The organism is Kribbella sp. VKM Ac-2569 (assembly GCF_004216905.1).
In the GTDB taxonomy this organism is placed as follows: Bacteria; Actinomycetota; Actinomycetes; order Propionibacteriales; family Kribbellaceae; genus Kribbella.
The window spans coordinates 540,052-559,547 of the sequence record NZ_SGXJ01000005.1 but is presented as its reverse complement, the minus strand read 5'-3'; the positions used below and the strand labels follow the sequence as shown (position 1 = coordinate 559,547).

The 19,496-nt window shown below is 68.2% G+C and carries 23 protein-coding genes; 3 read left to right on the top strand and 20 right to left on the bottom strand.

Annotation, left to right across the window (positions count from 1 at the left end; translation table 11 throughout):
* The first annotated feature begins 14 nt into the window (after positions 1 to 14).
* Entirely contained in the window at positions 15 to 980 is a 966-nt protein-coding gene (locus EV649_RS33660) for an LLM class flavin-dependent oxidoreductase (RefSeq protein ID WP_130387687.1), read from the top strand.
* Here EV649_RS33660 and EV649_RS33655 read toward each other — a convergent pair.
* The 6 genes from EV649_RS33655 to rpsB form a co-directional block, all read right to left on the bottom strand.
* The gene (locus EV649_RS33655; protein WP_130387686.1) at positions 970 to 1,560 is read right to left on the bottom strand and encodes a GNAT family protein; all 591 of its coding nucleotides are present in this window, start codon (positions 1,558 to 1,560) and stop codon (positions 970 to 972) included. The two genes, EV649_RS33660 and EV649_RS33655, sit on opposite strands and share 11 nt — an antisense overlap.
* On the bottom strand, positions 1,557 to 2,405 hold the full coding sequence (locus EV649_RS33650) for a phosphatidate cytidylyltransferase (protein WP_130387685.1): 849 nt from the start codon (positions 2,403 to 2,405) through the stop codon (positions 1,557 to 1,559). The genes EV649_RS33655 and EV649_RS33650 overlap by 4 nt, the downstream gene beginning before the upstream one ends.
* Positions 2,405 to 2,959 carry a ribosome recycling factor gene (frr, locus tag EV649_RS33645; protein WP_198682850.1) on the bottom strand — a complete coding sequence of 185 codons (555 nt, stop codon included), beginning with the start codon at positions 2,957 to 2,959 and terminating at the stop codon, positions 2,405 to 2,407. The genes EV649_RS33650 and frr overlap by 1 nt, the downstream gene beginning before the upstream one ends.
* 146 nt (positions 2,960 to 3,105) lie before the next feature.
* Complete coding sequence (gene pyrH / locus EV649_RS33640) at positions 3,106 to 3,867, bottom strand: UMP kinase (protein ID WP_130387683.1); 762 nt, start codon at positions 3,865 to 3,867, stop codon at positions 3,106 to 3,108.
* 61 nt (positions 3,868 to 3,928) lie between these two features.
* Entirely contained in the window at positions 3,929 to 4,747 is an 819-nt protein-coding gene (gene tsf, locus EV649_RS33635) for a translation elongation factor Ts (RefSeq protein ID WP_130387682.1), read from the bottom strand.
* Positions 4,748 to 4,861: 114 nt separating this feature from the next.
* Complete coding sequence (rpsB, locus tag EV649_RS33630) at positions 4,862 to 5,851, bottom strand: 30S ribosomal protein S2 (RefSeq protein ID WP_130387681.1); 990 nt, start codon at positions 5,849 to 5,851, stop codon at positions 4,862 to 4,864.
* 287 nt (positions 5,852 to 6,138) lie between these two features.
* Here rpsB and EV649_RS33625 point away from each other — a divergent pair, with 287 nt between their 5' ends.
* Positions 6,139 to 6,792: a M23 family metallopeptidase gene (locus tag EV649_RS33625; RefSeq protein WP_130387680.1), complete on the top strand. Its 654-nt coding sequence runs from the start codon at positions 6,139 to 6,141 to the stop codon at positions 6,790 to 6,792.
* A gap of 3 nt (positions 6,793 to 6,795) precedes the next feature.
* Here the strand turns inward: EV649_RS33625 and EV649_RS33620 are convergent, their stop codons facing one another.
* The 3 genes from EV649_RS33620 to EV649_RS33610 are packed head-to-tail and all read right to left on the bottom strand — an operon-like array spanning position 6,796 to position 8,719.
* On the bottom strand, positions 6,796 to 7,194 hold the full coding sequence (locus EV649_RS33620) for a VOC family protein (protein ID WP_130387679.1): 399 nt from the start codon (positions 7,192 to 7,194) through the stop codon (positions 6,796 to 6,798).
* A gap of 51 nt (positions 7,195 to 7,245) precedes the next feature.
* The gene (locus tag EV649_RS33615) at positions 7,246 to 7,725 is read right to left on the bottom strand and encodes an Rrf2 family transcriptional regulator (protein ID WP_130387678.1); all 480 of its coding nucleotides are present in this window, start codon (positions 7,723 to 7,725) and stop codon (positions 7,246 to 7,248) included.
* 52 nt (positions 7,726 to 7,777) lie between these two features.
* Positions 7,778 to 8,719 carry a tyrosine recombinase XerC gene (locus EV649_RS33610; RefSeq protein WP_130387677.1) on the bottom strand — a complete coding sequence of 314 codons (942 nt, stop codon included), beginning with the start codon at positions 8,717 to 8,719 and terminating at the stop codon, positions 7,778 to 7,780.
* A 135-nt stretch (positions 8,720 to 8,854) separates the two neighbouring features.
* On the opposite strand from EV649_RS33610, the gene EV649_RS33605 reads away from it, so the two are divergent.
* A complete protein-coding gene (locus EV649_RS33605; RefSeq protein WP_130387676.1) occupies positions 8,855 to 10,489 on the top strand; it encodes an amino acid permease in 1,635 nt (544 codons plus the stop codon).
* A gap of 46 nt (positions 10,490 to 10,535) precedes the next feature.
* Here the strand turns inward: EV649_RS33605 and EV649_RS33600 are convergent, their stop codons facing one another.
* The 11 genes from EV649_RS33600 to rimM form a co-directional block, all read right to left on the bottom strand.
* Complete coding sequence (locus tag EV649_RS33600) at positions 10,536 to 11,174, bottom strand: glyoxalase (protein ID WP_130387675.1); 639 nt, start codon at positions 11,172 to 11,174, stop codon at positions 10,536 to 10,538.
* A gap of 115 nt (positions 11,175 to 11,289) precedes the next feature.
* On the bottom strand, positions 11,290 to 12,498 hold the full coding sequence (dprA, locus tag EV649_RS33595) for a DNA-processing protein DprA (protein ID WP_130387674.1): 1,209 nt from the start codon (positions 12,496 to 12,498) through the stop codon (positions 11,290 to 11,292).
* The gene (locus EV649_RS33590; RefSeq protein WP_130387673.1) at positions 12,495 to 14,072 is read right to left on the bottom strand and encodes a YifB family Mg chelatase-like AAA ATPase; all 1,578 of its coding nucleotides are present in this window, start codon (positions 14,070 to 14,072) and stop codon (positions 12,495 to 12,497) included. Before EV649_RS33590 ends, dprA begins: the two co-directional genes overlap by 4 nt.
* Positions 14,072 to 14,428: a YraN family protein gene (locus EV649_RS33585; RefSeq protein WP_130387672.1), complete on the bottom strand. Its 357-nt coding sequence runs from the start codon at positions 14,426 to 14,428 to the stop codon at positions 14,072 to 14,074. Before EV649_RS33585 ends, EV649_RS33590 begins: the two co-directional genes overlap by 1 nt.
* Positions 14,429 to 14,522: 94 nt before the next feature.
* Complete coding sequence (locus EV649_RS33580) at positions 14,523 to 14,846, bottom strand: DUF2469 domain-containing protein (protein ID WP_012922325.1); 324 nt, start codon at positions 14,844 to 14,846, stop codon at positions 14,523 to 14,525.
* Positions 14,843 to 15,541, bottom strand: a complete 699-nt coding sequence (locus tag EV649_RS33575) for a ribonuclease HII (protein ID WP_130387671.1) — start codon at positions 15,539 to 15,541, stop codon at positions 14,843 to 14,845. Before EV649_RS33575 ends, EV649_RS33580 begins: the two co-directional genes overlap by 4 nt.
* A 52-nt stretch (positions 15,542 to 15,593) precedes the next feature.
* Positions 15,594 to 16,358 carry a signal peptidase I gene (gene lepB, locus EV649_RS33570; RefSeq protein ID WP_130387670.1) on the bottom strand — a complete coding sequence of 255 codons (765 nt, stop codon included), beginning with the start codon at positions 16,356 to 16,358 and terminating at the stop codon, positions 15,594 to 15,596.
* Positions 16,355 to 16,984 (bottom strand): signal peptidase I, encoded by a 630-nt coding sequence (gene lepB, locus EV649_RS33565; RefSeq protein WP_238151156.1) that lies wholly within the window; start codon positions 16,982 to 16,984, stop codon positions 16,355 to 16,357. Before lepB (EV649_RS33565) ends, lepB (EV649_RS33570) begins: the two co-directional genes overlap by 4 nt.
* 144 nt (positions 16,985 to 17,128) lie before the next feature.
* On the bottom strand, positions 17,129 to 17,488 hold the full coding sequence (gene rplS, locus EV649_RS33560; protein WP_130387668.1) for a 50S ribosomal protein L19: 360 nt from the start codon (positions 17,486 to 17,488) through the stop codon (positions 17,129 to 17,131).
* Positions 17,489 to 17,672: 184 nt separating this feature from the next.
* Positions 17,673 to 18,872 (bottom strand): tRNA (guanosine(37)-N1)-methyltransferase TrmD, encoded by a 1,200-nt coding sequence (gene trmD, locus EV649_RS33555; protein WP_130387667.1) that lies wholly within the window; start codon positions 18,870 to 18,872, stop codon positions 17,673 to 17,675.
* Between the two features lies 1 nt (position 18,873).
* On the bottom strand, positions 18,874 to 19,419 hold the full coding sequence (gene rimM / locus EV649_RS33550) for a ribosome maturation factor RimM (RefSeq protein WP_130387666.1): 546 nt from the start codon (positions 19,417 to 19,419) through the stop codon (positions 18,874 to 18,876).
* Between the last annotated feature and the right edge of the window lie 77 nt (positions 19,420 to 19,496).

Here is a 19,496-nt window from a genome sequence, read left to right as displayed (position 1 = left end):
AGGTTGGACTCTGCATGCTTTCCGTCCCGCTGTCAGTCCTGGACCGCTCCCGGACGCGAGTAGGCGAGTCAGAGGCGGAGACACTGCGCGCGACCGTCGCACTGGCGCAGCAGGTGGAAGAGCTTGGCTACAAGCGTTTCTGGGTGTCGGAGCACCACAGCGTGCCAGGAGTGGTCGGCTCTGCGCCGACGGTACTGGCTGCGGCAGTTGCCGCTCGCACCGATCAGATCCGCGTCGGCACGGGCGGGGTGATGCTGCCGAACCACAAACCACTCGTCGTTGCGGAGCAGTTCGGCGTACTGGAGTCGCTGTACCCGGGCCGGATCGACATGGGTCTCGGCCGCTCGGTCGGCTTCACCAACGGCGTACGGCGGGCTCTCGGTGTCGAGAAGGACGCAGCGGACGACTTCACCGCGCAGGTCCGGGAGCTCCTCGGGTATCTGGCCGGTACGTCGACCGACCAGGTTCATGCGCGACCGGGTGAGGGACTGCGCATCCCGCCGTTCGTTCTCGCTGTCGGCGAAGGCGCGACGATCGCGGCATCGCTGGGGCTGCCCGTGGTGCTGGCGGCGCGCTCAGACTCGGCTGATCTGCTTGAGGACTACCGGAGCACGTTCCGCCCGTCTGTATGGGCGTCGGAGCCGTACGTCATTCTCGCGGTCACCGCTGCGGTAGCTGACTCCACCGAGGCAGCGCGAGAGCTCTTGTTGCCGGAGGCATGGGCCAGCGCGTACTCGCGTACACGGGGCGTGTTCCCTCCGCTGCGGCCCGACGTACCGGACGAAATGACCGCGCGCGAGCAGGAGTTCTTCGAGAACGCGCTCCGCGGTCAGATCTACGGCACGCCCGCCGACGTCGACGAGGCGCTCAACGACCTGGTACGTCGTACCGCTGCCGACGAGCTCCTGATCACCACGAACACCTACGACCGCGCCGCGCTGCTGGCGACCTACGCGGCGCTGGCGAAGCTCACCGGTTGATCCGGTCCTCGAGCCGCTTCCGAACGTCCGGCCACTCGTCGGCCAGGATCGAGAACACCACCGTGTCGCGGAACGAGCCGTCAGCCATACGCTTGTGCCGCCGCAGCACGCCCTCGCGGGTCGCACCGAGCTTCGCGATCGCGGCCTGCGAGCGGGTGTTCTTCGAGCCGGTCTGGATCTTCACGCGCCCGAATCCGCAGGTCTCGAAGGCGTGCTCGAGCAGCAGCAGCTTGGCCGCCGGATTGACCGCGGTCCCCCACACGGCCGGCGCGTAGCCGGTGTAGCCGAGGTGGATCTCCTCGTTCGCCACGTCGACGTCGGCGAGGCTCGACGTACCGACGACGGTGCCATCGGCAACCAAGCGGACGACGTACGCGAACCGCTTGGCCGCGGCCGGGATCCACTTGGCGCGCATGTCCTCCGAGCTGGTCGGCATCGCGGCGGGGCCGCCGCCGAAACCGCCCGCATACACCTGCTCGTTGGCGATTGCGGCGTACAACTCGTCGATGTCGGACTCCTGCAACCGGTCCAGACGTACGACGTCGCCGACCAGGGAACGTCCGTCCGGTGCGACCGTCATGCTTTCACCAGCAAGTGCAGGAGGAGCCAGACGATCGGCGCCGTCGCGAGCAGCGAGTCCAGCCGGTCCATCACGCCGCCGTGACCGGGCAGCAGGTTCGACATGTCCTTGATCCCCAGGTCGCGCTTGATCATCGATTCGCCGAGGTCACCGACCGTCGCGGTCAGGACTGCGACGGCGCCGACGATCGCGCCGACCCACCAGTGACCGTCCAGCAGGAAGACGACCGCAGCGATACCGGCGCCGATGCACGCGAGCGTCGAGCCGGCGAAGCCCTCCCAGGACTTCTTCGGGCTGATTGTCGGCGCCATCGGGTGCTTGCCGAACAGCACGCCGGCCGCGTATCCGCCGACGTCACTGGCGACCACGACCCCGAAGAACGTGACCACCCGTCCGGGACCGTCCGCCTCCGGCTGGACCAGCAGGATCGCGAACCCGGCCAGCAGCGGCACGTAGCCGATCAGGAACACCCCGGCGCTCACGTCCCGGACGAACCCGACCGACCCGCCCGGCATCCGCCAGAAGATCGTCCCGAGCACGGTGATCCCGAGCGCGACGAGCAGTGCCATCGGTCCACCGAAGTACGCCGCCACCAGCATCGCCGTCGTACCGGCGAACAGCGGGATCCGCGGGATGACCGCCCCGCCGGTGCGCAGCGCCTTGATCATCTCGTCGACGGCGACCAGCACGACGGCCAGCACCAGGACGGTGAACAGGACTTTCTGCCAGTACAGCGATCCGAGGATCAGTGCGCCGAGCCCGACCCCCACCGCGATCGCCGCGGGCAGATTGCGCCCGGCACGGCTCGGGCTGGGACTCGGCGCAGGCGTGCTGTCGACGCCCATCACACCTCGAGCAGTTCGGCTTCCTTGTGCTTGAGCAGGTCGTCGATGGAGTCGACGAACTTCTTCGTCAACCCGTCGAGCCGCTTCTCAGCACTCTTGCCCTCGTCCTCGCCGGCGTCACCGTCCTTGACGGTCTTGTGCACCTGGTCCATGGCGTGCCGGCGGATGTTGCGAACCGAGACCTTGGCCTCCTCGGCCTTGGTCTTCGCGACCTTGATGTACTCCTTGCGGCGCTCCTCGGTCAGCGCCGGCAGCACGACCCGGATGATCGCGCCGTCGTTGCCCGGGTTCACACCCAGGTCAGAGTCGCGGATCGCCTTCTCGATCGCCGCCATCGCACCCTTGTCGTACGGCGAGATCAGCACGGTACGGGGCTCCGGCACCTGGAAACCGGCCAGCTGCTGCAGCGGGGTCGGGCTGCCGTAGTAGTCGGCCAGAATGCCGGCGAACATCTGCGGGTGCGCCCGGCCGGTGCGGATCGCGGCGAAGTCGTCCTTCGCAACCTCCACGGCCTTCGACATCTTCTGCTCGGCATCGCGGAGAGCTTCGTCGATCACGACATTCCTCGCTTCCTCTGGGCCACCTCGGCGCGGCCACACTCCTACCCTACGAACGCGGGTCTACCAGATAACGGACATCCACCCGTGTCCGACGATCCTAGTCGTACGGGCGGGTACCGAGTAATGCCGGGTACGCCCAGTTACTGGCCCCGGGAGACGACCGTGCCGATCTTCTCGCCGTGGATCACCCGGGCGATGTTGCCCTCCTCGAGACCGAAGATCACGATCGGCAGCGCGTTGTCGCGGGCCAGGCTGATCGCGGTCGCGTCGGCGACCCGGAGACCGCGGGCCAGGAAGTCGTCGTACGACAGCTGGTCGAACTTCACCGCGTCCGGGTTCTTCTTCGGGTCGGAGTCGTAGACACCGTCAACGCCCTGCTTGCCCATCAGCAGCGCCTCGGCGCCGACCTCCAGCGCACGCTGGGCGGCGACCGTGTCGGTGGAGAAGTACGGCATACCGGAGCCGGCGCCGAAGATGACCACGCGGCCCTTCTCCAGGTGCCGCTCGGCCTTGCGCGGGATGTACGGCTCGGCGACCTGGCCCATCGTGATCGCGGTCTGCACCCGCGTCTCGATGCCGAGCTTCTCGAGGAAGTCCTGCAGCGCCAGGCAGTTCATCACGGTGCCGAGCATGCCCATGTAGTCGGCCCGGTTCCGCTCCATGCCGCGCTGCTGGAGCTCGGCGCCGCGGAAGAAGTTCCCGCCGCCGACCACCACGGCGACCTGCACTCCCGCCCGCGCCACGTCCGCGATCTGCTTGGCGATCGAGTTCACCACATCGGGGTCGACGCCAAGCTTGCCGCCGCCGAACACCTCCCCCGACAGCTTCAGCAGCACACGGTGGTAGGCGGGCGAGGACGGCGAAGAGGCCGGACTCGTCTCGGTACCCAGGGTTTCCGTCACGATTCCGGCCTCCTCGTTCATTGCCTGTACTTCGGTGCCTGCGCTCAGATCCTTCGCGGGATCAGGCGCCGACCTCGAAGCGGGCGAACCGCTTCACGGTGACACCGGCGGCGTCGAGCACAGCCTTCACGCTCTTCTTGTTCTCCGTGACCGACGGCTGCTCGAGCAGCACGACGTCCTTGAAGAAGCCGTTGACCCGGCCCTCGACGATCTTCGGCAGGGCGCCTTCCGGCTTGCCCTCCTCGCGCGCGGTCGCCTCGGCGATCCGCTTCTCGTTCTCGACCGTCTCGGCCGGGACCTCGTCGCGGGTGGTGTACAGCGGGCGCATCGCGGCGGCCTGCATGGCGGCGCCACGGGCGGCCTCCACGTCGTCGCCCTCGAACTCGACCAGTACGCCGACCTGGGCCGGCAGGTCCGCGGCGCGCTTGTGCATGTACGCCGTGACCTTGCCGTCGAAGACGGCCACCTTGCCGAGCTCCAGCTTCTCGCCGATGACCGCGGCCAGCGCCTCGATGTTCTCGGCGACCGACTTGCCGTCGGTCAGCTTCTCGCTGAGCAGACCCTCGACGTCGCCGACCTTGCTCGCCGCAGCGTGCGCGACGATGTCGGCGGCCAGCTGCTGGAACTGCTCGTTCTTGGCAACGAAGTCGGTCTCGCAGTTCAGCTGGACCAGAGCGTTCTCCGCCGCGGCCACGAGGCCGTTGGTGGCGGACCGCTCGGCGCCGCGCTTGGCCGCCTTGGCCGCGCCGTGGATGCGCAGCTCCTCGATCGCCTTCTCGAAGTCGCCGTCGGTGGTCTCGAGCGCCTTCTTCGCGTCCATCATGCCCGCGCCGGTGGCGTCGCGGAGCTTCTTCACGTCAGCGGCGGTGTAGTTCGCCATTCCTCGATCTCTCGTCTTGTTCTGATGCGGCTGGGTGGGCGGGCAGCGCCGGCGGCCGGGCCGCGGCAGCTGGTGATGCCGCCCGGGATCGACCCGGGCGGCACCAGCGGGCTGTCAGGCCTCGTCGGCCTTCGGAGCGTCGTCGTCCTTCTTCGCCTCGGTGACCTCGGCGTCGGTCGCGACCGGCTCGGTCACGACGTCGGTCGCCGGAGCGGCCTCGGCAACCTCAGCGGCCGGAGCAACCTCGGCGGTCTCGGTGGCCTCAGCAGCCGGGGCAGCCTCGGCGGCCGGAGCGGCCTCAGCGGTCTCGGTGGCCTTGGCGGTGCCGTTCTGGCTCTCCAGCAGCTCGCGCTCCCAGGCAGCCATCGGCTCTTCCTGACCCAGCTCCTCGCCGGCGGCGGCGGAGCCCTGGCCGGAGCGGCCCATCAGGCCGTCGGCGACGGCGTCGGCGACGACCCGCGTGAGCAGGCCGACCGAGCGGATCGCGTCGTCGTTCCCCGGAATCGGGTAGTCGACCTCGTCCGGGTCGCAGTTGGTGTCCAGGATGCCGATGATCGGCAGCTTCAGCTTGCGCGCCTCGTCGACGGCGAGGTGCTCCTTCTTGGTGTCCACGATCCACACGGCGGCCGGAACCCGGGCCATGTCGCGGATACCGCCGAGGGTCTTGAGCAGCTTGTCGTGCTCGCGACGCTTCTGCAGCAGCTCCTTCTTGGTGACACCGGAGGCGGCGACGTCGTCGAAGTCGATGAGCTCGAGCTCCTTGAGCCGCTGCAGGCGCTTGTTCACCGTCTGGAAGTTCGTCAGCATGCCGCCCAGCCAGCGCTGGTTCACGTACGGCATCCCGACGCGGGTCGCCTGCTCGGCGATCGCTTCCTGGGCCTGCTTCTTGGTGCCGACGAACAGGATCGCGCCGCCGGAGGCGACCGTGCTACGAACGAACTCGTAGGCGCGGTCGATGTACGACAGCGACTGCTGCAGGTCGATGATGTAGATGCCGTTGCGCTCGGTGAGGATGTAGCGCTTCATCTTGGGGTTCCAGCGCCGGGTCTGGTGCCCGAAGTGCACGCCGCTCTCGAGCAGCTGCTTCATGGTCACGACGGCCATGAGGTGGTCTCCTTATTGCGACCCGGAGTGCTCTCCGGGTCTACTCGGTTGTCTCGCCACTGACCGGATGATCCGTGGCTCCTGATGCCCGTCGCACGAATCCACCCGGATCGCTCCGGGACCGTTGGATTCGACGCTCTTGTGCGGGCATGCGTAGTCGCCCCACCTAGGTGTGGCGCCACCGGAAGTGTACGGGACCACGCACGCCCAACGCGAACCGGGTCAGGTTGTCCACAAATCCCGGATCGCCGGTCCGCAGCCACCCCGAAACCGGCATCTTCCCTGGCATGAACCTCGCCTTGCTCCCCCTCGCAGCCCCGCCCCCGCCACCCACACCCAGCCCACCCCTGCACGCCGTCGCCGCCTGGCCGCTCCAACCCCGCCCGGAGGTCGTGCGCGGCTTCGAGCTACCCGCGAAACCCTGGCTACCCGGCCATCGTGGCGTCGACCTCGCCGGCCGCCCCGGCCAACCCGTCCTCGCAGCCACTCCAGGCACGATCACGTACGCCGGTGCACTCGCCGGCCGCGGCGTCGTCACGATCACCACCGGTCCCCGCCGTACGACGTACGAACCCGTTGTCCCCGCGGTCTCGGTCGGAACCACGGTCAAGACCGGCACCGTCATCGGCCGCCTGTCCGCCGCGGGCTCGCACTGCCTGCCCAGATCCTGCCTGCACTGGGGCCTGCTCCAGGGCAAGCAGTACCTCAACCCCCTGACCCTGCTCCCCAACCGCCCGGTCCGCCTGCTCCCACTCACCGACCGACAGAGCCAACCGGCCGCAGCCGCACCCCGCGGCACGTCGCCTGACCTGTCGCGCGATCTGCCGCCCGCCCCGGCACCTGACGGCCCGCCGGACAGCAACGGACGCGCGGCCAAGCTCGTCATCGCTGCCACCGCGGCCCTGACACTCACCGCCGGCCTGCTGATCAGGCGCGAATGAGCCTCACGCGTGCGGCAGGTTCAGCTGCCACGACACCCCGTACCGGTCGTTGACCCACCCGAACTTCTTGCTGAACCCGTAGTCACCCAGCGGCATCAGCGCGCTCCCGCCCTCGACCAGCGCGCCGTACAGCCGATCGAGCTCCGCCTCGTCCGCACAGTCCACGAACAACGACATCGAAGGAGTGAAGGTGAAGCCATGATGCTGATAGCTGTCGCTGCACATGAACTGCTGCCCGGCCAGCCGGAACACGGCCACCATCACAGACCCCTCGGGACCCGGCCCTTCGGCGCCGTACTTGACCATCGACACGACCTCGGCGTCCTCGAACAGCGACAGGTAGAAGGTCATCGCCTTCTCCGCACCGCCCTCGAACATGAGGAACGTCTTGATCTGCTGCATCGCTCATCTCCTACAGTCGCTGCTTATATAAGTCACGACTGTAACATGCGGTCAGCTGCCGGGGACCCGGGCCTGCCAGGCGTCCTCGTCCTTCGACCGGCGCTCGACGCCGGCCGGGAGCTTGTTCTTGGCGAGATCGATCAGCGTGGTGTTCTCGAGCACGTCCCGGAGGCTCGCGCGGGCGGCGATCCAGACCCGCTGCAGGACGACCGCGTGCTCGTTGTACGTGACGCTCTCCGGCCGGACACCCGAGATGCTCACGATCGGGCCGTCGACCGCGCGCATCACGTCGGCGACGGAGATCTCGTTGGGGTCGACGGCCAGCCGCCAGCCACCCGACTGCCCACGCTGGCTGGACAGGACGCCGGCTCGCCGCAGATCGGCCAGGATGCCCTGCAGGAACCCGTGCGGAATGCCCTGCGCCCGGCTCAGCTCCTCGGCCGACACCACAGCAGCATCGCCGGCCACCCACCGCTGGGTGATCTCGATCAGAGCTCGCAACGCATAGTCAGACTTCGCCGAAACCCGCATGTCCCGCAGTCTGCCGCATCCCGGCGCCCACGCGCCGCATCCCCTGCGAATGTCATGCCCTGGGGTGCGCCTGCTGGTAGGCCTGGCGGAGACGGTCCGTGGACACATGGGTGTAGATCTGGGTCGTCGCGAGCGACGCGTGCCCCAGGAGCTCCTGCACGCTCCGCAGATCCGCGCCGCCCTCCAGCAAATGAGTGGCGGCCGTATGGCGCAGACCGTGCGGCGCGAGATCCGGTACGTCGACGACAGCGAGCCGCTCATGCACCATCCGCCGTACCGCCCGCTGATCGATCCGGCCGCCCCGCGCCCCGAGAAAGGCCGCCGGCCCACTCCCCTCGCGCGCCAATTTCGGCCGCGCCTCGACCAGCCACCGCTCGAGCGCCTGCCCAGCCGGTACGCCGTACGGAACCGACCGCTCCTTCCGCCCCTTACCGAAGACCCGTACGACGCGGCGCGAGTCGTCCACGTCGTCTACGTCGAGGGCACACAGCTCGCCGACGCGGATCCCGGTTGCATAGAGCAACTCCATGATCGCGAGATCACGCAGCCCGACCGGACTGCCGTCGTCCGCCGCAACCGCTGCAGCGTCGAGCACCGCGCGGGTGTCAGCCTGACCGAGCACCCCAGGAAGGGTCTTGTGCCCCTTCGGGCTGGCCAGCAACGCTCCGGGATCCGTATCGATCCGCCCGGTCCGCTGCGCCCAGGCGGTGAACACCCTTGCGGCCGTCGCCCGGCGAGCCATCGTGCTGCGGGATTTCCCCAGACTTTGCTGTTTGGCCAACCATGACCGCAGGCTCCGAATATCCAACTGCCCGAGATCATCGTGACCAAGCCGAATCAAATGATCGAGTAAATCCGCGACATCTCCGATGTAGGCTCTCACCGAGTGAGTGCTGAGGTCTCTTTCCGCCGTCAGATGCCTTTCGTAGTCGGCCAGTAACACAGCGAAACCCTCCGGCCAGGAACGGTTTCCGCTGACTTCGTCCGGCGTCATACCTCGACGATGCGTGAGGTGGCCCTGCATCGCAAGCCACCGCGCGGGACCGACGAGAGGAGGGCTGGTCGATAGCCCAACGGTCGACTACTGTTCGGCCCGATTGCCCTAGTAGCAACGGAGGCACCCCTGACCATGGCCCCCTCAGCGAACGGACAGACCGTAGGCCGGCGCCTGCCGGTCGAGTCGGCGTTCACTCGAGTCGAGGACGCGCGGCACCGTCTGCCGCGTTTGTTCGGTCGTCGCGACCTGGTTGTACTCGGCCTGGGCGTGATGATCGGCTCCGGCATTTTCAGCATCAGCGGCGTTCAGGCGGCGAATGTCGCCGGACCGGCAGTCATTCTGTCGTTCGTCATCGCCGCGATCGTCTGTCTGCTGGCCGCGGCCTGTTACGCCGAACTGTCGTCCACCATCCCGGTTTCCGGTAGCGCGTACACATTCAGCTACGTCACCTTCGGCGAAGCGTGGGCGTGGCTGGTCGGCTGGGCGCTCGTGCTCGAACTCGTCACCGCGGCGGCGATCGTCGCCCGGGTCTGGTCGGCGTACTTCCTGGCCACGCTCGACGGCTTCGGAGTGACGCTGCCCGCCGGAGTGGCCCAGTTCTTCGGCCCCGAGGCCAAATTGAACCTGGTGGCCCCGCTGCTGCTGCTGATCCTGACCGCGTTGATCGTGACCGGCACCAAGCTCTCCTCCCGCGTGCTGACCGTCGTGGTGATCGCGAAGGTCGCGGTGATCCTGCTGGTGGTGATTGTCGGCGCCGCGCACATCAACATGGACAACTACCACCCGTTCGTGCCGCCGTCCCGGGCCGCGCCCGCGACCGCGAGCCCGACGTTGCTGGGCTGGATCCTGGACTCGTCGTTCGGCTCGTTCGGGACGATGGGCATCTTCACGGCCGCGAGCACGATCGTGTTCGCCTACATCGGCTTCGACCTGATCGCGACCGCGTCCGAGGACGCCCGCAGCCCGCGGAAGACCGTCCCACAGGGCATGCTGCTCGGCGTCGGCGCGGTGACGATCCTCTACATCGCGATGGCAGTCGTCCTGGTCGGCATGCGCCCGTACGGCCAGTTGGGCGGCGGTGCGCCGGTCTCCGAAGCGCTGGCCGCAGTTGGGGTCGGGTGGGCCGCCAAAGTGGTCAACCTGGGTGCGTTGCTCGCGTTGATGACGGTGATCATGGTGGTCCTCATCGCGCAGAGCCGGGTGCTGTTCAACATGGGCCGTGACGGCCTGCTCCCGAAGAGCCTCGGCCGGGTCAGCCGCGTGTACTCCTCCCCCGCCCGCGCCGCCGCCTTCGCAGGTCTCGCCGCGCTGGCGCTCACGCTCTATCCGAAGGTGCTCGAGCTCGAGGAGCTGCTGGTCATCGGCGCCCTGTTCTGCTTCGCGTTCTGCGCGGTCGGCGTACTCACGCTGCGTCGCTCGGAGCCCAACCTGGAGCGCGGTTTCCGGGTACCGATGGTCCCGCTGATCCCACTCCTCTCACTCGCCGCCACGGTCTGGCTGATGCTCAACCTGAAGACGAGCACCTGGACCAAGTTCGGCATCTGGATGGTCATCGGCATCGCGATCTACGGCCTCTACGGCCGCTGGCACAGCCGCCTCGCCAACGAGGACAGCTGGGACTTCGACCTCGGCGACACCGACCCCGGCACCGGCGGCCTCCAGGCCGTCCGCCAGGACCACGACCGCCCCACCGAACTCCGCGCCATTCGCACCCCACCCCAACAGCAACCCCACAAACCCACCCGCGGCAAACACATGCGCAACTAGCCCCTCGACAACAAATCTCGCCGACTGCAGACGAGTCGCCGCCAACTCATCGACTCGTCAGACCTTCATCGACCGATGAGGGCACGGGTTCCCACGCGAATCCGTCCGGGTCGACGAAGGTGCCCGCGTCCGCGCTCACGGCGATCCGGTGCGAGCCGCTGCCGTCGGCCGGTACGCCGGCGTCCTTGGCCAGGGCCTTTCGCCCGTACAGGCCCAGCTTGATCGGGCCCGTGGTGGCGAACTCGACGTACTTGCGTCCGAAGCTCCTGGCCACGGACAGCCCATGGTCCACATAGAACTTCTTGCTCACGGCAACGTCAGCGCATCCGAGCAGCAGTACGACGGAGTCGATCGCGCGTGTCGCCGGACCGGTGTCCTTCTTCGCCGAGGTGGCCACCTTCCAGGTCGTGCCGTCGGGCGCCTGGACGACGCCGCCGTACCCCCAGAGCGACTTGGTTACCGGCTTCACCACCGTCGCGCCGGCGTCGACCGCCGTCTCGAACAGGCTGCTCACCGTACTCGGCTGGGCCACCGTCAGGGACAACGTGAAGTCACGGAAACCGGCCGTTTCCGCGCTGGATTCACGCACCCGTACTTGATCAGTCAGCCCGAAAGCATCCGTCAGGAACCGCTCCGCCGATGCACCGTCGGCCACTTCGAGAACCACACTGTGAAGAGTTGTCATGTCTCCAAACTAGGGAGCCAGACCGCGCCCCGCTTCTCGATTCCTGACCACCTCCGAATGGGTGCCCTGCGGGACCGGCAGAGGTGGGCGAGTCGGTGGATTGATCTCCTGGTTGTTACGGGCATGGTGTGGCGGGTGTTAGGCGCCAGCCGGTGGGGGTTTGGGTTATGAGGGTCAGGGTCGTGAGGGTTTGTAGGCATTGCTGGGTGGTGGGGAGGTCCAAGCCTGCGGTGCTGGCTATGCGGTCTGTGGGGGCGGGGTTGTGGACCGGGACGGCGTCCAGGGTTCGTTGGAGGTCGGGGTCGAGGGTGTCGGTGAGGGTTGGGGCGGCTCTTGGGGGTTGGGTGAGGTTGGTGCCGAAGGGGGAGATTGCTTCGATGATGTCGGCAACGTTGGTGGCCAGGACGGCATTGCGTTCGCGGACGAGTAGGTGGCTGCCCGCCGACATTCGCGAGGTGATCGGGCCGGGGACGGCGAGGACGGGGCGGCCGCATTGTTCGGCCCAGCCGGCGGTGTTGAGGGCACCGCTGCGTACTGCGGCCTCGATGACGACGGTGCCTTGGGTGATGGCGGCGATGAGCCGGTTGCGGGCGAGGAAGCGGAGCTTGGTCGGGGCGCAGCCGGGTGGGAGTTCGGCGACGACCAGGCCGTCCTCGGCGATGCGGCTGAGCAGGGCGGAGTTTCGCTTCGGGTAGCTGACGTCGACGCCACAGGCGAGGACTGCGATTGTCGTGCCGGCGGCTGCGAGGGCTCCGCGGTGTGCGGCCGCGTCGATGCCGTAGGCGCCTCCGGAGACGATCGTGAGGCCGTTGTCGGCGAGGCCCGAGGACAGTTCGGCGGATACGTGTTCGCCGTACGACGAGCAGGCGCGGGCGCCGACGATGGCGACGGCTCGGGTTAGGGCGTGGCGGAGGTTCGCGCGGCCGCGGACCCAGATGCCGAACGGTACGCCGGCTCGCCGGGTCAGCTGACCGGCTTCGTCGAGGACCTCGACTTCGGCCGGCCATTCGTCGTCGCCGGGGATCACGAACCGAGCGCCAGCGGCTGCGGCTCGCTCGAGATCTCGGTGTGGGTCGGCCGTGGCGAGTCGGGTGGACCAGCGCTCCAGGCCGGCGGCGTTGTGCTGGAGGCGGTCCCAGATCTCCAACGGGGGAAGGCCGTCGAAGGCCTTCAGGGCGGCGAGGTCGCCTGGCTCGACCACCCGCGACAGGCCGGCGCGCGCCAGACGCTCCTCATCTCCGTTGCCGCTAGCAACCGACTCGTAGCCATCCGCCCCTCGCCCGGAGCCGGAACCTTCGGTCGTGAGTGCGTAGGTGGGTGTCATGGGGTGGATCCTTTGAGGGGGCGGAGGTCGGCTAGGTGGGTTAGGGGTTCGCCTGAGCGGAGTTGGAAGGCTTCGTGGGTTTCGTCGACTGTGGGGATGGTGGCGCCGGCTAGGTCGGTCAAGGTCCAGGCGAGGCGGACTACGCGGTCGAAGCCTCGGGCGGTGAGGCGGCCGGCTGTGTAGTGGTCTTCCAGGAGCTTCTGGCTGGCGTCGTCCAGCGGGTGTTCGCGACGCAGGACGGGGCCGGGGATCTCGCTGTTGAGGGTCCAGGCGGTCTCGCGGTAGCGGTGCGTCTGGCGATCGCGGGCGGCCTGGACGCGAGCGGCGACGACGGCAGTCGACTCCACGGGTTGGCCGTCGGTGACGGTGCGGGCGGCCGGCAGGATCTGGCGCTGAATGTCGAGGCGGTCCTTGATCGGGCCGCTGATCCGCTGGCGGTACCGCGCCAGGTGCTGTGGTGTGCAACTGCAGATGCCTTGGTTCGTACCGGACATGCCGCACGGACAAGGGTTCGCGGCGAGGACGAGCATAAAGCGGGCGGGGAACTTGGCAACGGCCGCCGCCCGGTGGATTTCGACGAATCCCGATTCGAGTGGCTGCCGGAGGCTGTCGAGGGCCAGTGGATGCATCTCGGGTGCCTCGTCGACGAAGAGGATGCCGCGGTGCGCGCAGCTGATGGCGCCCGGTCTCGGCACGCCGGTGCCGCCGCCGACCAGGCTGGCCAGGGACGCCGTGTGGTGGGGCGCGATGAATGGTGGTCGGTGGACCAGCTCGGCGTCGTTGGTGAGCAGGCCGGCGAGTGAGTGCACGGCTGAAACTTCCAGCGAGTCGTCGGTGCTGAGGTCAGGCATGAGCCCGGCCAGGCGCTCGGCCAGCATCGTCTTGCCGGACCCTGGTGGGCCGTGCAGGAACAGGTGGTGACCGCCGGCGGCTGCGGCCTCGATCGCGCGTCGACCCTCCTGCTGGCCGATGATGTCCTCGAGATCGACCGCCGGCAGTCGGATCAGCGATTCCGACACCAGGCGTGGCTCGGCGCGGGGTGGTGCTTCGTCGGGGATCTCGGTGCCACGGAGCAGGGCGAGGACCTGGCGGAGCGAGCGAGCGCCGTACACCTCGATGCCGGGGACCAGGCGGGCCTCGCCGACGTTGAGGTCGGGGACGACGATGCGGTCGAATCCGGCCCGGGACGCGGCCAGGGTCATCGCGAGCGCGCCGCGGACCTCGCGGATGCGGCCGTCGAGGCCCAGTTCGCCGATGATCGCCGTACGGCGGAGCGCGCCGGGATCGACCGCGCCGGCCGCCGTGAGGAGCGACAAAGCGATGGCGACGTCGTAGTGCGAGCCGGTCTTGGGCAGAGTGGCGGGTGACAGGCCGATCGTGAGCTTGCGGTCGGGGAACCGCTCGCCGCTGTTCACCACGGCGGCGCGGACACGGTCGCGGGCTTCGGACAGGGATGTGTCGGGAAGACCGATCAGGGTCGTCTTCGGCAGGCCCTGGGCGATGTCGGCCTCGACCTCGACCAGGTGACCCTCCAGACCGACCAGGGCGACGGACCAGGTGTGTGCGAGGGCCATCAGATCGCACCTCGGACGTGGTCCACGGTCGGTGGCGTGTTGTGGTCGAACAGGATCGAGATGATGTCGATCCGGATCTCGGCGGGTCTGAGCTGATGAGTCTGCAGCCAGCGGCCGGCTAGCCTCCGGAGCCTGGCCAGCTTCCGGTAGGTGATCGCCTCCAGCGGGGTGCCGTAGTTCAGCCCGCGCCGGGTCTTCACCTCACAGACGACAAGTGTGTCGCCTTCGCGCGCGACGATGTCGATCTCGCCGAACTCGCAGCGCCAGTTGCGCTCGAGCACGGCGAAACCGTGGGTGCTGAGATACCTCGCGGCGAGATCCTCGCCGTACCGTCCGACGGTGTTCCTGGTCCGCATCGATGACCACCTCCGGCAGAGAAGATGCCGGGATCAGGCCTCGGAAACGGACCTCACCTTCAAACTGTGGACAACCGCGCGCCTGTGGACGACGTCAGCGGCCGAAGTCGGAGTCCTTCGGGACTTCCAGGTCGGACTTGGCGAGCTCTTCGATGTTGACGTCGCGGAAGGTGACGACCTTGGCGTTCTTGACGAAGCGGGCGGAACGGTACACGTCCCAGACCCAGGCGTCGGCCATCGTCACCTCGAAGTACACGTCGCCGCCCTCGGTGCGGACCTTCAGGTCGACCGCGTTGCACAGGTAGAAGCGCCGCTCGGTCTCCACGACATATTTGAAGATCCCGACGACGTCCTTGTACTCCCGATAGAGCTGAAGCTCCATATCGGTCTCGTACTTCTCGAGGTCGTCTGCACTCATCGGTTCTCCACTCCGGTGGGACTGGTGACATTCTGTCCCATAACGGGCCGCAGACTGCGGCGGACATTCTCAAACCGGCGTCGATGTTGTGGGCACGGGCCGTATTCGTCCAGTGCCGCCTGGTGTTCAGGGGTGCAGTACCCCTTGTGGATCCCGAACCCGTACTGCGGGTACACCTTGTCCCAGTGCTCCATCACGCGATCCCGCGTCACCTTGGCGATCACTGACGCGGCAGAGATGCAGGCGGCCACCCGGTCGCCCTTCCACATCGCCAGGCCCGGTACGCCGAGACCGTCGACACCGAAACCGTCGGTCAGCACGTATGACGGCCGCACGTCGAGCCGGAACAGCGCCCGGCGGAGCGCCTCCACGTTCGCGACGTGCATACCGAGCCGATCGCACTCGTCCGCCTCGATGGACACCACCGACCAGGCCAGGGCACGCTTGCGGACCTCTTTGTAGCAGCGCTCCCGCGCCTTCGCGGTGAGCAGCTTCGAGTCGGCCAGCCCCGGGATCTGACCGCGCTTGCCCTCCGGCAGGATCACCGCGGCAGCCACCAGCGGTCCCGCGCACGGTCCACGACCGGCCTCGTCGACACCGGCGATCGGGTCCAGGCCGACGCGGCGCAGCGCGCGCTCGTACCCGTACAGCCCGGCGTCCCGCCGTACCGTGCTCCCGCGCGGTAACGCGCTCATCCAGCCCTCCGCATCACACAACTCACCCTAGGCGTCCGAGGCGACAGAACGGTTACTTGGGTGGTGGCGTGAGCGATATCGAAGGTTTGTCAGGCGCCGGACCGGCCGCCGGCACCGCCTTGAACGTGTCCGGTACGCCGAGTTTGCCCCAGCGGCCCGCCGGCCAGACGATCATGATCGCCCGTCCGGTGACCTTGTCGAGCGGGACGAACGCCGCGTCGCCCTGGTTGCCGCCGTTCGCGTCGAGGTCCTGCAGGTGCACGCGGGAGTCCCCGGAGGCGGAGCGGTGGTCGCCCATCACGAAGATCCGGCCGGCCGGGACGGTGACCTGGAAGTCCATCTGGGACGGGGCGTCGCCCGGATACAGGTAACTGGTCTCGTCGAGCGGCTGGCCGTTCACGAGCAGCCGGCCCTTCGCGTCGCAGCAGGCGACCTTGTCGCCGGGCATGCCGATGAGGCGCTTGATCAGGTGGCCGTGGCTGGAGTCCGGCAGCAGGCCGACGATCTCGAAGAACCGACCGATCGAGCCGCGCTTCTGGCCGCTCTCCTCGGCGCCGAGCCAGCCGCCCGGGTCCTCGAACACGACCACGTCACCGCGCTTGACGTCGGTGAGCTTCTCCACCACGACCCGGTCGCCGACCAGCAGGGTGTTCTCCATCGACTCGCTCGGGATGATGAACATCTGCCCGACGAACGCCCGCAGGATCGAGGAAACGATCAGGGCACCGACCACGATCAGCACGAACTCGCGGGCGGCCGCCGCGAAGCCCGAGCGGTGGGCAGGTTTGGCGTCCGTCTTGGTCGGTGTATCGGTCACTTCTTCAGCCCCGGCTTCTTGAAGGTTTCCGGAGGACGCAGCATCGTCATCCGGTCAGACGGCCAGATTACGCAACAGGCCCGGCCAACCACGTTCTCGACCGGCACGAATCCGCCGCCGGGGCCGCCCATGTGGGCGCGGGAATCGGCGGACTCGGCCCGGTTGTCGCCCATCACCCACAGGTGACCGGCCGGAACCAGCACGTTGAAGGGCAGCTCGGACGGTTTGGCGTCCTTCAGGAGGTACTCCCGCTCGTCCAGCGGGATGCCGTTGACGGTGATCTGGCCCTGCTTGTTGCAGCAGACCACCCGGTCGCCGCCGATGCCGATCACCCGCTTCACCAGGTGACCCTCGCCGCTGCGCGGCAGGATGCCGACGAACTCACCGATCCGGCGCACCGTGCCCGGCTTGACCTCTTCCTCGTTCAGCCAGTTGTCCGGGTCCTTGAAGACGATGATGTCACCGCGGTCGACGTCGCGGTGCAGGTAGCTGATCTTCTCGGCGAGGATCCGGTCGTCCTTCGTCAGGGTGTCGTACATCGACTCCGACGGGACGTAGAACGCCTCGGCGACGAACAGCCGCAGGACCACCGTGATGACGAGCGCGAGCACCGTGACGGTGCTCATCTCGACGAGCAGGCTGAGCAGCGGATTCCGCTGCTTCAGCCTGCGGTGACGTCCTTTGCTGCGACGTGCCCTCTTGGATACCGGTCGAGGGCGAGCGCGAGTCGCAGTGCTCGGCGCCATAGGTGACCGTCGTCGTTACGGGCGTCAGGAGGCCGGGACTTCGCGCTTCTCCTTGATCTTCGCCGCCTTACCGCGCAGCTCGCGCAGGTAGTACAGCTTGGCGCGGCGGACGTCGCCGCGGGTCACGACCTCGATCTTGTCGACGATCGGGGTGTGCAGCGGGAAGGTCCGCTCGACGCCGACGCCGAAGCTGACCTTGCGGACCGTGAAGGTCTCCTGCAGGCCACCACCCTGGCGGCGGATCACGACACCCTTGAACACCTGGACGCGGGACCGGTTTCCTTCGACGACCTTCACGTGCACGTTCACGGTGTCACCGGCGCGGAAGGCCGGGATGTCGTCGCGCTTGCTCGCGTTGTCGAGCTCGTTCAGGATGTTGCTCATCAGGTGTCTCTTCCTCGCGCGTGCCACAGGTCACCCACGAATGTCGGTGGTGATGAAGTCATCAAAAGGCTGCCGGTCGGTGGTCACCCCCTGTGGCAGGAGCACCGAAGGGCAGCAACAGACAATCTTGCCACACGCCCCACACGGCGACGAAATCCGGTGCCCCGTCGACCGCGCAGGGTGATCACTTACGGCGTCTGCGTTTGCCGAGCCGGACCAGGTCGACCTTCGGCGTCTGGGGCTCCCGGCTGAGCTCCCGATAGCCCGCTTTCCGGTACAAGGCGAGGTTCCGGTCGCTCAGGGCGCCCGTGTTCAGCGTGTACGACGTGACTTCGGCGGGGGCCACCTGCTCGGCGGCACGCAGCAGGCGGGCACCGAGCCCGCGGCCCTGCCAGTCCGGGGCGACGATGAGCCGTTCGATCTGTCCGACCGTGTCGTCGACGAGGAGCTGGACCGATCCGACGATGCGGGTGCCGGCGACGGCCTTCAGGACGGTCCCCCGCTCCAGGCGGGCGGCAGTCGCGGCAGGGTCGTCTGTCAGCGGCGGAATCGTGTAGTCGTCGTACAGCTGCGCTTCGGACAGGAACGCGGCCAGCTGCAGTACGTGGATCTCGCCTGCGTCAGCAGCCGTAGCGGGCAGCAGGCGGACCGCTGAGGTCGCGTCTTCCTTCTGAGCGACCACGTCGCCCCACGCGGCCAGGAGGTCCGGCCGGCGTTCCGCAGTACGCCGTACCGACTCGTCGTGGCGCCAGTCGGCGATCAGGCCGTGGTTCCCGGACAGCAGGACCTCAGGTACGTCGTACCCACGCCAGCTCGGCGGCTTCGTGTAGACCGGGTACTCGAGCAGGCCGTCGCCCGAGTGGGACTCCTCCGCCAGCGACTCCGGGTTGCCGATCACGCCGGGCAGCAGGCGAGCCACGGCCTCGACCATCACGAGTACGGCGACCTCACCGCCGTTCAGCACGTAGTCGCCGATGGACACCTCGTCGACGCGCATCCGCTCGCCGGCGTACGACGCCACACGCGCGTCGATGCCTTCGTACCGGCCACACGCGAACGCGAGCCAGGGCTCGGCGGCGAGCTCGTACGCGAGCTCCTGGGTGAAGGGCCGCCCGGCTGGTGTCGGCACGATCAGCCGCGGCTGCGCGGGACCGTCCACGGGGGCGATCGCGTCCAGCGCCTGTCCCCAGGGCTCTGGCTTCATCACCATGCCCGCTCCCCCGCCGTACGGGGTGTCGTCGACGGTCCGGTGCCGGTCATGGGTCCACTCCCGCAGGTCGTGCAGGTGGATGTCCAGCAGCCCGCTCTTGGCCGCCTTCCCGACCAGGGAGACGTCGAGGGCCGCCAGGTACTCCGGGAAGATCGTGACGACATCCAGGCGCATGTCAGTCCCCCGGCTCGGTCTGGACCACCTCTGCGCCCTCGGGGTCGAGCAGGCCGGGGCGGTCCGCCACGACGACGTACCGCTTGTCGATGTCGATCTCCGGGACGAGTTCCTCCACCATCGGGACCAGCACGAGGTTGCCCGCGGTACGCCGGATCTCCAGGAGGTCCTGCGACGGCAGATGCACGACGTCGGTCACCTCGCCCACGTCAGCGCCGTCGGTGGTGCGGACCGCGAGGCCGATCAGGTCGCGGTCGTAGTACTCCTCCGGGTCCTCCGGGCGCTCGTCCTCGTCGATCTCGCACTGGATGACCAGGTTGCGCAGTTGCTCCGCCGCGGTCCGATCCGGCACCTCGGCGAACTTCACCAGCAACTTCCCGCTGTGCCAGCGGCTCGAAGCGATCGTCAGCGTCCGCGACACCTTCGCATCGGTCACGACGGTCGCGCCGTCGGCGAACCGGCGATCCGGCTCGTCGGTACGCACGTCGATGCCGACCTCGCCCTTGATCCCATGCGCGCGGCCGATCCGACCGACAGTCACCAACACCTGCATTACTCCTTTGTACGAGAGAGGGGCCGCACCCCAGACCGGGTGCGGCCCCTCACAGGACTGCTGTGGACTAC

Excerpts from the sequence above, each read along its gene's own strand:
- rpsB (WP_130387681.1), bottom strand. The coding sequence starts at position 5,851 with ATGGCCGTCGTGACCATGAAGCAGCTGCTCGAGAGCGGCGTGCACTTC.
- EV649_RS33660 (WP_130387687.1), top strand. The coding sequence starts at position 15 with ATGCTTTCCGTCCCGCTGTCAGTCCTGGACCGCTCCCGGACGCGAGTA.
- EV649_RS33625 (WP_130387680.1), top strand. The coding sequence starts at position 6,139 with ATGAACCTCGCCTTGCTCCCCCTCGCAGCCCCGCCCCCGCCACCCACA.
- EV649_RS33620 (WP_130387679.1), bottom strand. The coding sequence starts at position 7,194 with ATGCAGCAGATCAAGACGTTCCTCATGTTCGAGGGCGGTGCGGAGAAG.
- EV649_RS33585 (WP_130387672.1), bottom strand. The coding sequence starts at position 14,428 with ATGCGGACCAGGAACACCGTCGGACGGTACGGCGAGGATCTCGCCGCG.
- EV649_RS33590 (WP_130387673.1), bottom strand. The coding sequence starts at position 14,072 with ATGGCCCTCGCACACACCTGGTCCGTCGCCCTGGTCGGTCTGGAGGGT.
- EV649_RS33605 (WP_130387676.1), top strand. The coding sequence starts at position 8,855 with ATGGCCCCCTCAGCGAACGGACAGACCGTAGGCCGGCGCCTGCCGGTC.
- EV649_RS33575 (WP_130387671.1), bottom strand. The coding sequence starts at position 15,541 with ATGAGCGCGTTACCGCGCGGGAGCACGGTACGGCGGGACGCCGGGCTG.
- EV649_RS33610 (WP_130387677.1), bottom strand. The coding sequence starts at position 8,719 with ATGACGCCGGACGAAGTCAGCGGAAACCGTTCCTGGCCGGAGGGTTTC.
- rplS (WP_130387668.1), bottom strand. The coding sequence starts at position 17,488 with ATGAGCAACATCCTGAACGAGCTCGACAACGCGAGCAAGCGCGACGAC.
- EV649_RS33600 (WP_130387675.1), bottom strand. The coding sequence starts at position 11,174 with ATGACAACTCTTCACAGTGTGGTTCTCGAAGTGGCCGACGGTGCATCG.
- tsf (WP_130387682.1), bottom strand. The coding sequence starts at position 4,747 with ATGGCGAACTACACCGCCGCTGACGTGAAGAAGCTCCGCGACGCCACC.
- trmD (WP_130387667.1), bottom strand. The coding sequence starts at position 18,872 with ATGCGCCTGGATGTCGTCACGATCTTCCCGGAGTACCTGGCGGCCCTC.
- EV649_RS33580 (WP_012922325.1), bottom strand. The coding sequence starts at position 14,846 with ATGAGTGCAGACGACCTCGAGAAGTACGAGACCGATATGGAGCTTCAG.
- EV649_RS33615 (WP_130387678.1), bottom strand. The coding sequence starts at position 7,725 with ATGCGGGTTTCGGCGAAGTCTGACTATGCGTTGCGAGCTCTGATCGAG.
- EV649_RS33650 (WP_130387685.1), bottom strand. The coding sequence starts at position 2,405 with ATGGGCGTCGACAGCACGCCTGCGCCGAGTCCCAGCCCGAGCCGTGCC.
- EV649_RS33655 (WP_130387686.1), bottom strand. The coding sequence starts at position 1,560 with ATGACGGTCGCACCGGACGGACGTTCCCTGGTCGGCGACGTCGTACGT.
- dprA (WP_130387674.1), bottom strand. The coding sequence starts at position 12,498 with ATGACACCCACCTACGCACTCACGACCGAAGGTTCCGGCTCCGGGCGA.
- lepB (WP_238151156.1), bottom strand. The coding sequence starts at position 16,984 with ATGAGCACCGTCACGGTGCTCGCGCTCGTCATCACGGTGGTCCTGCGG.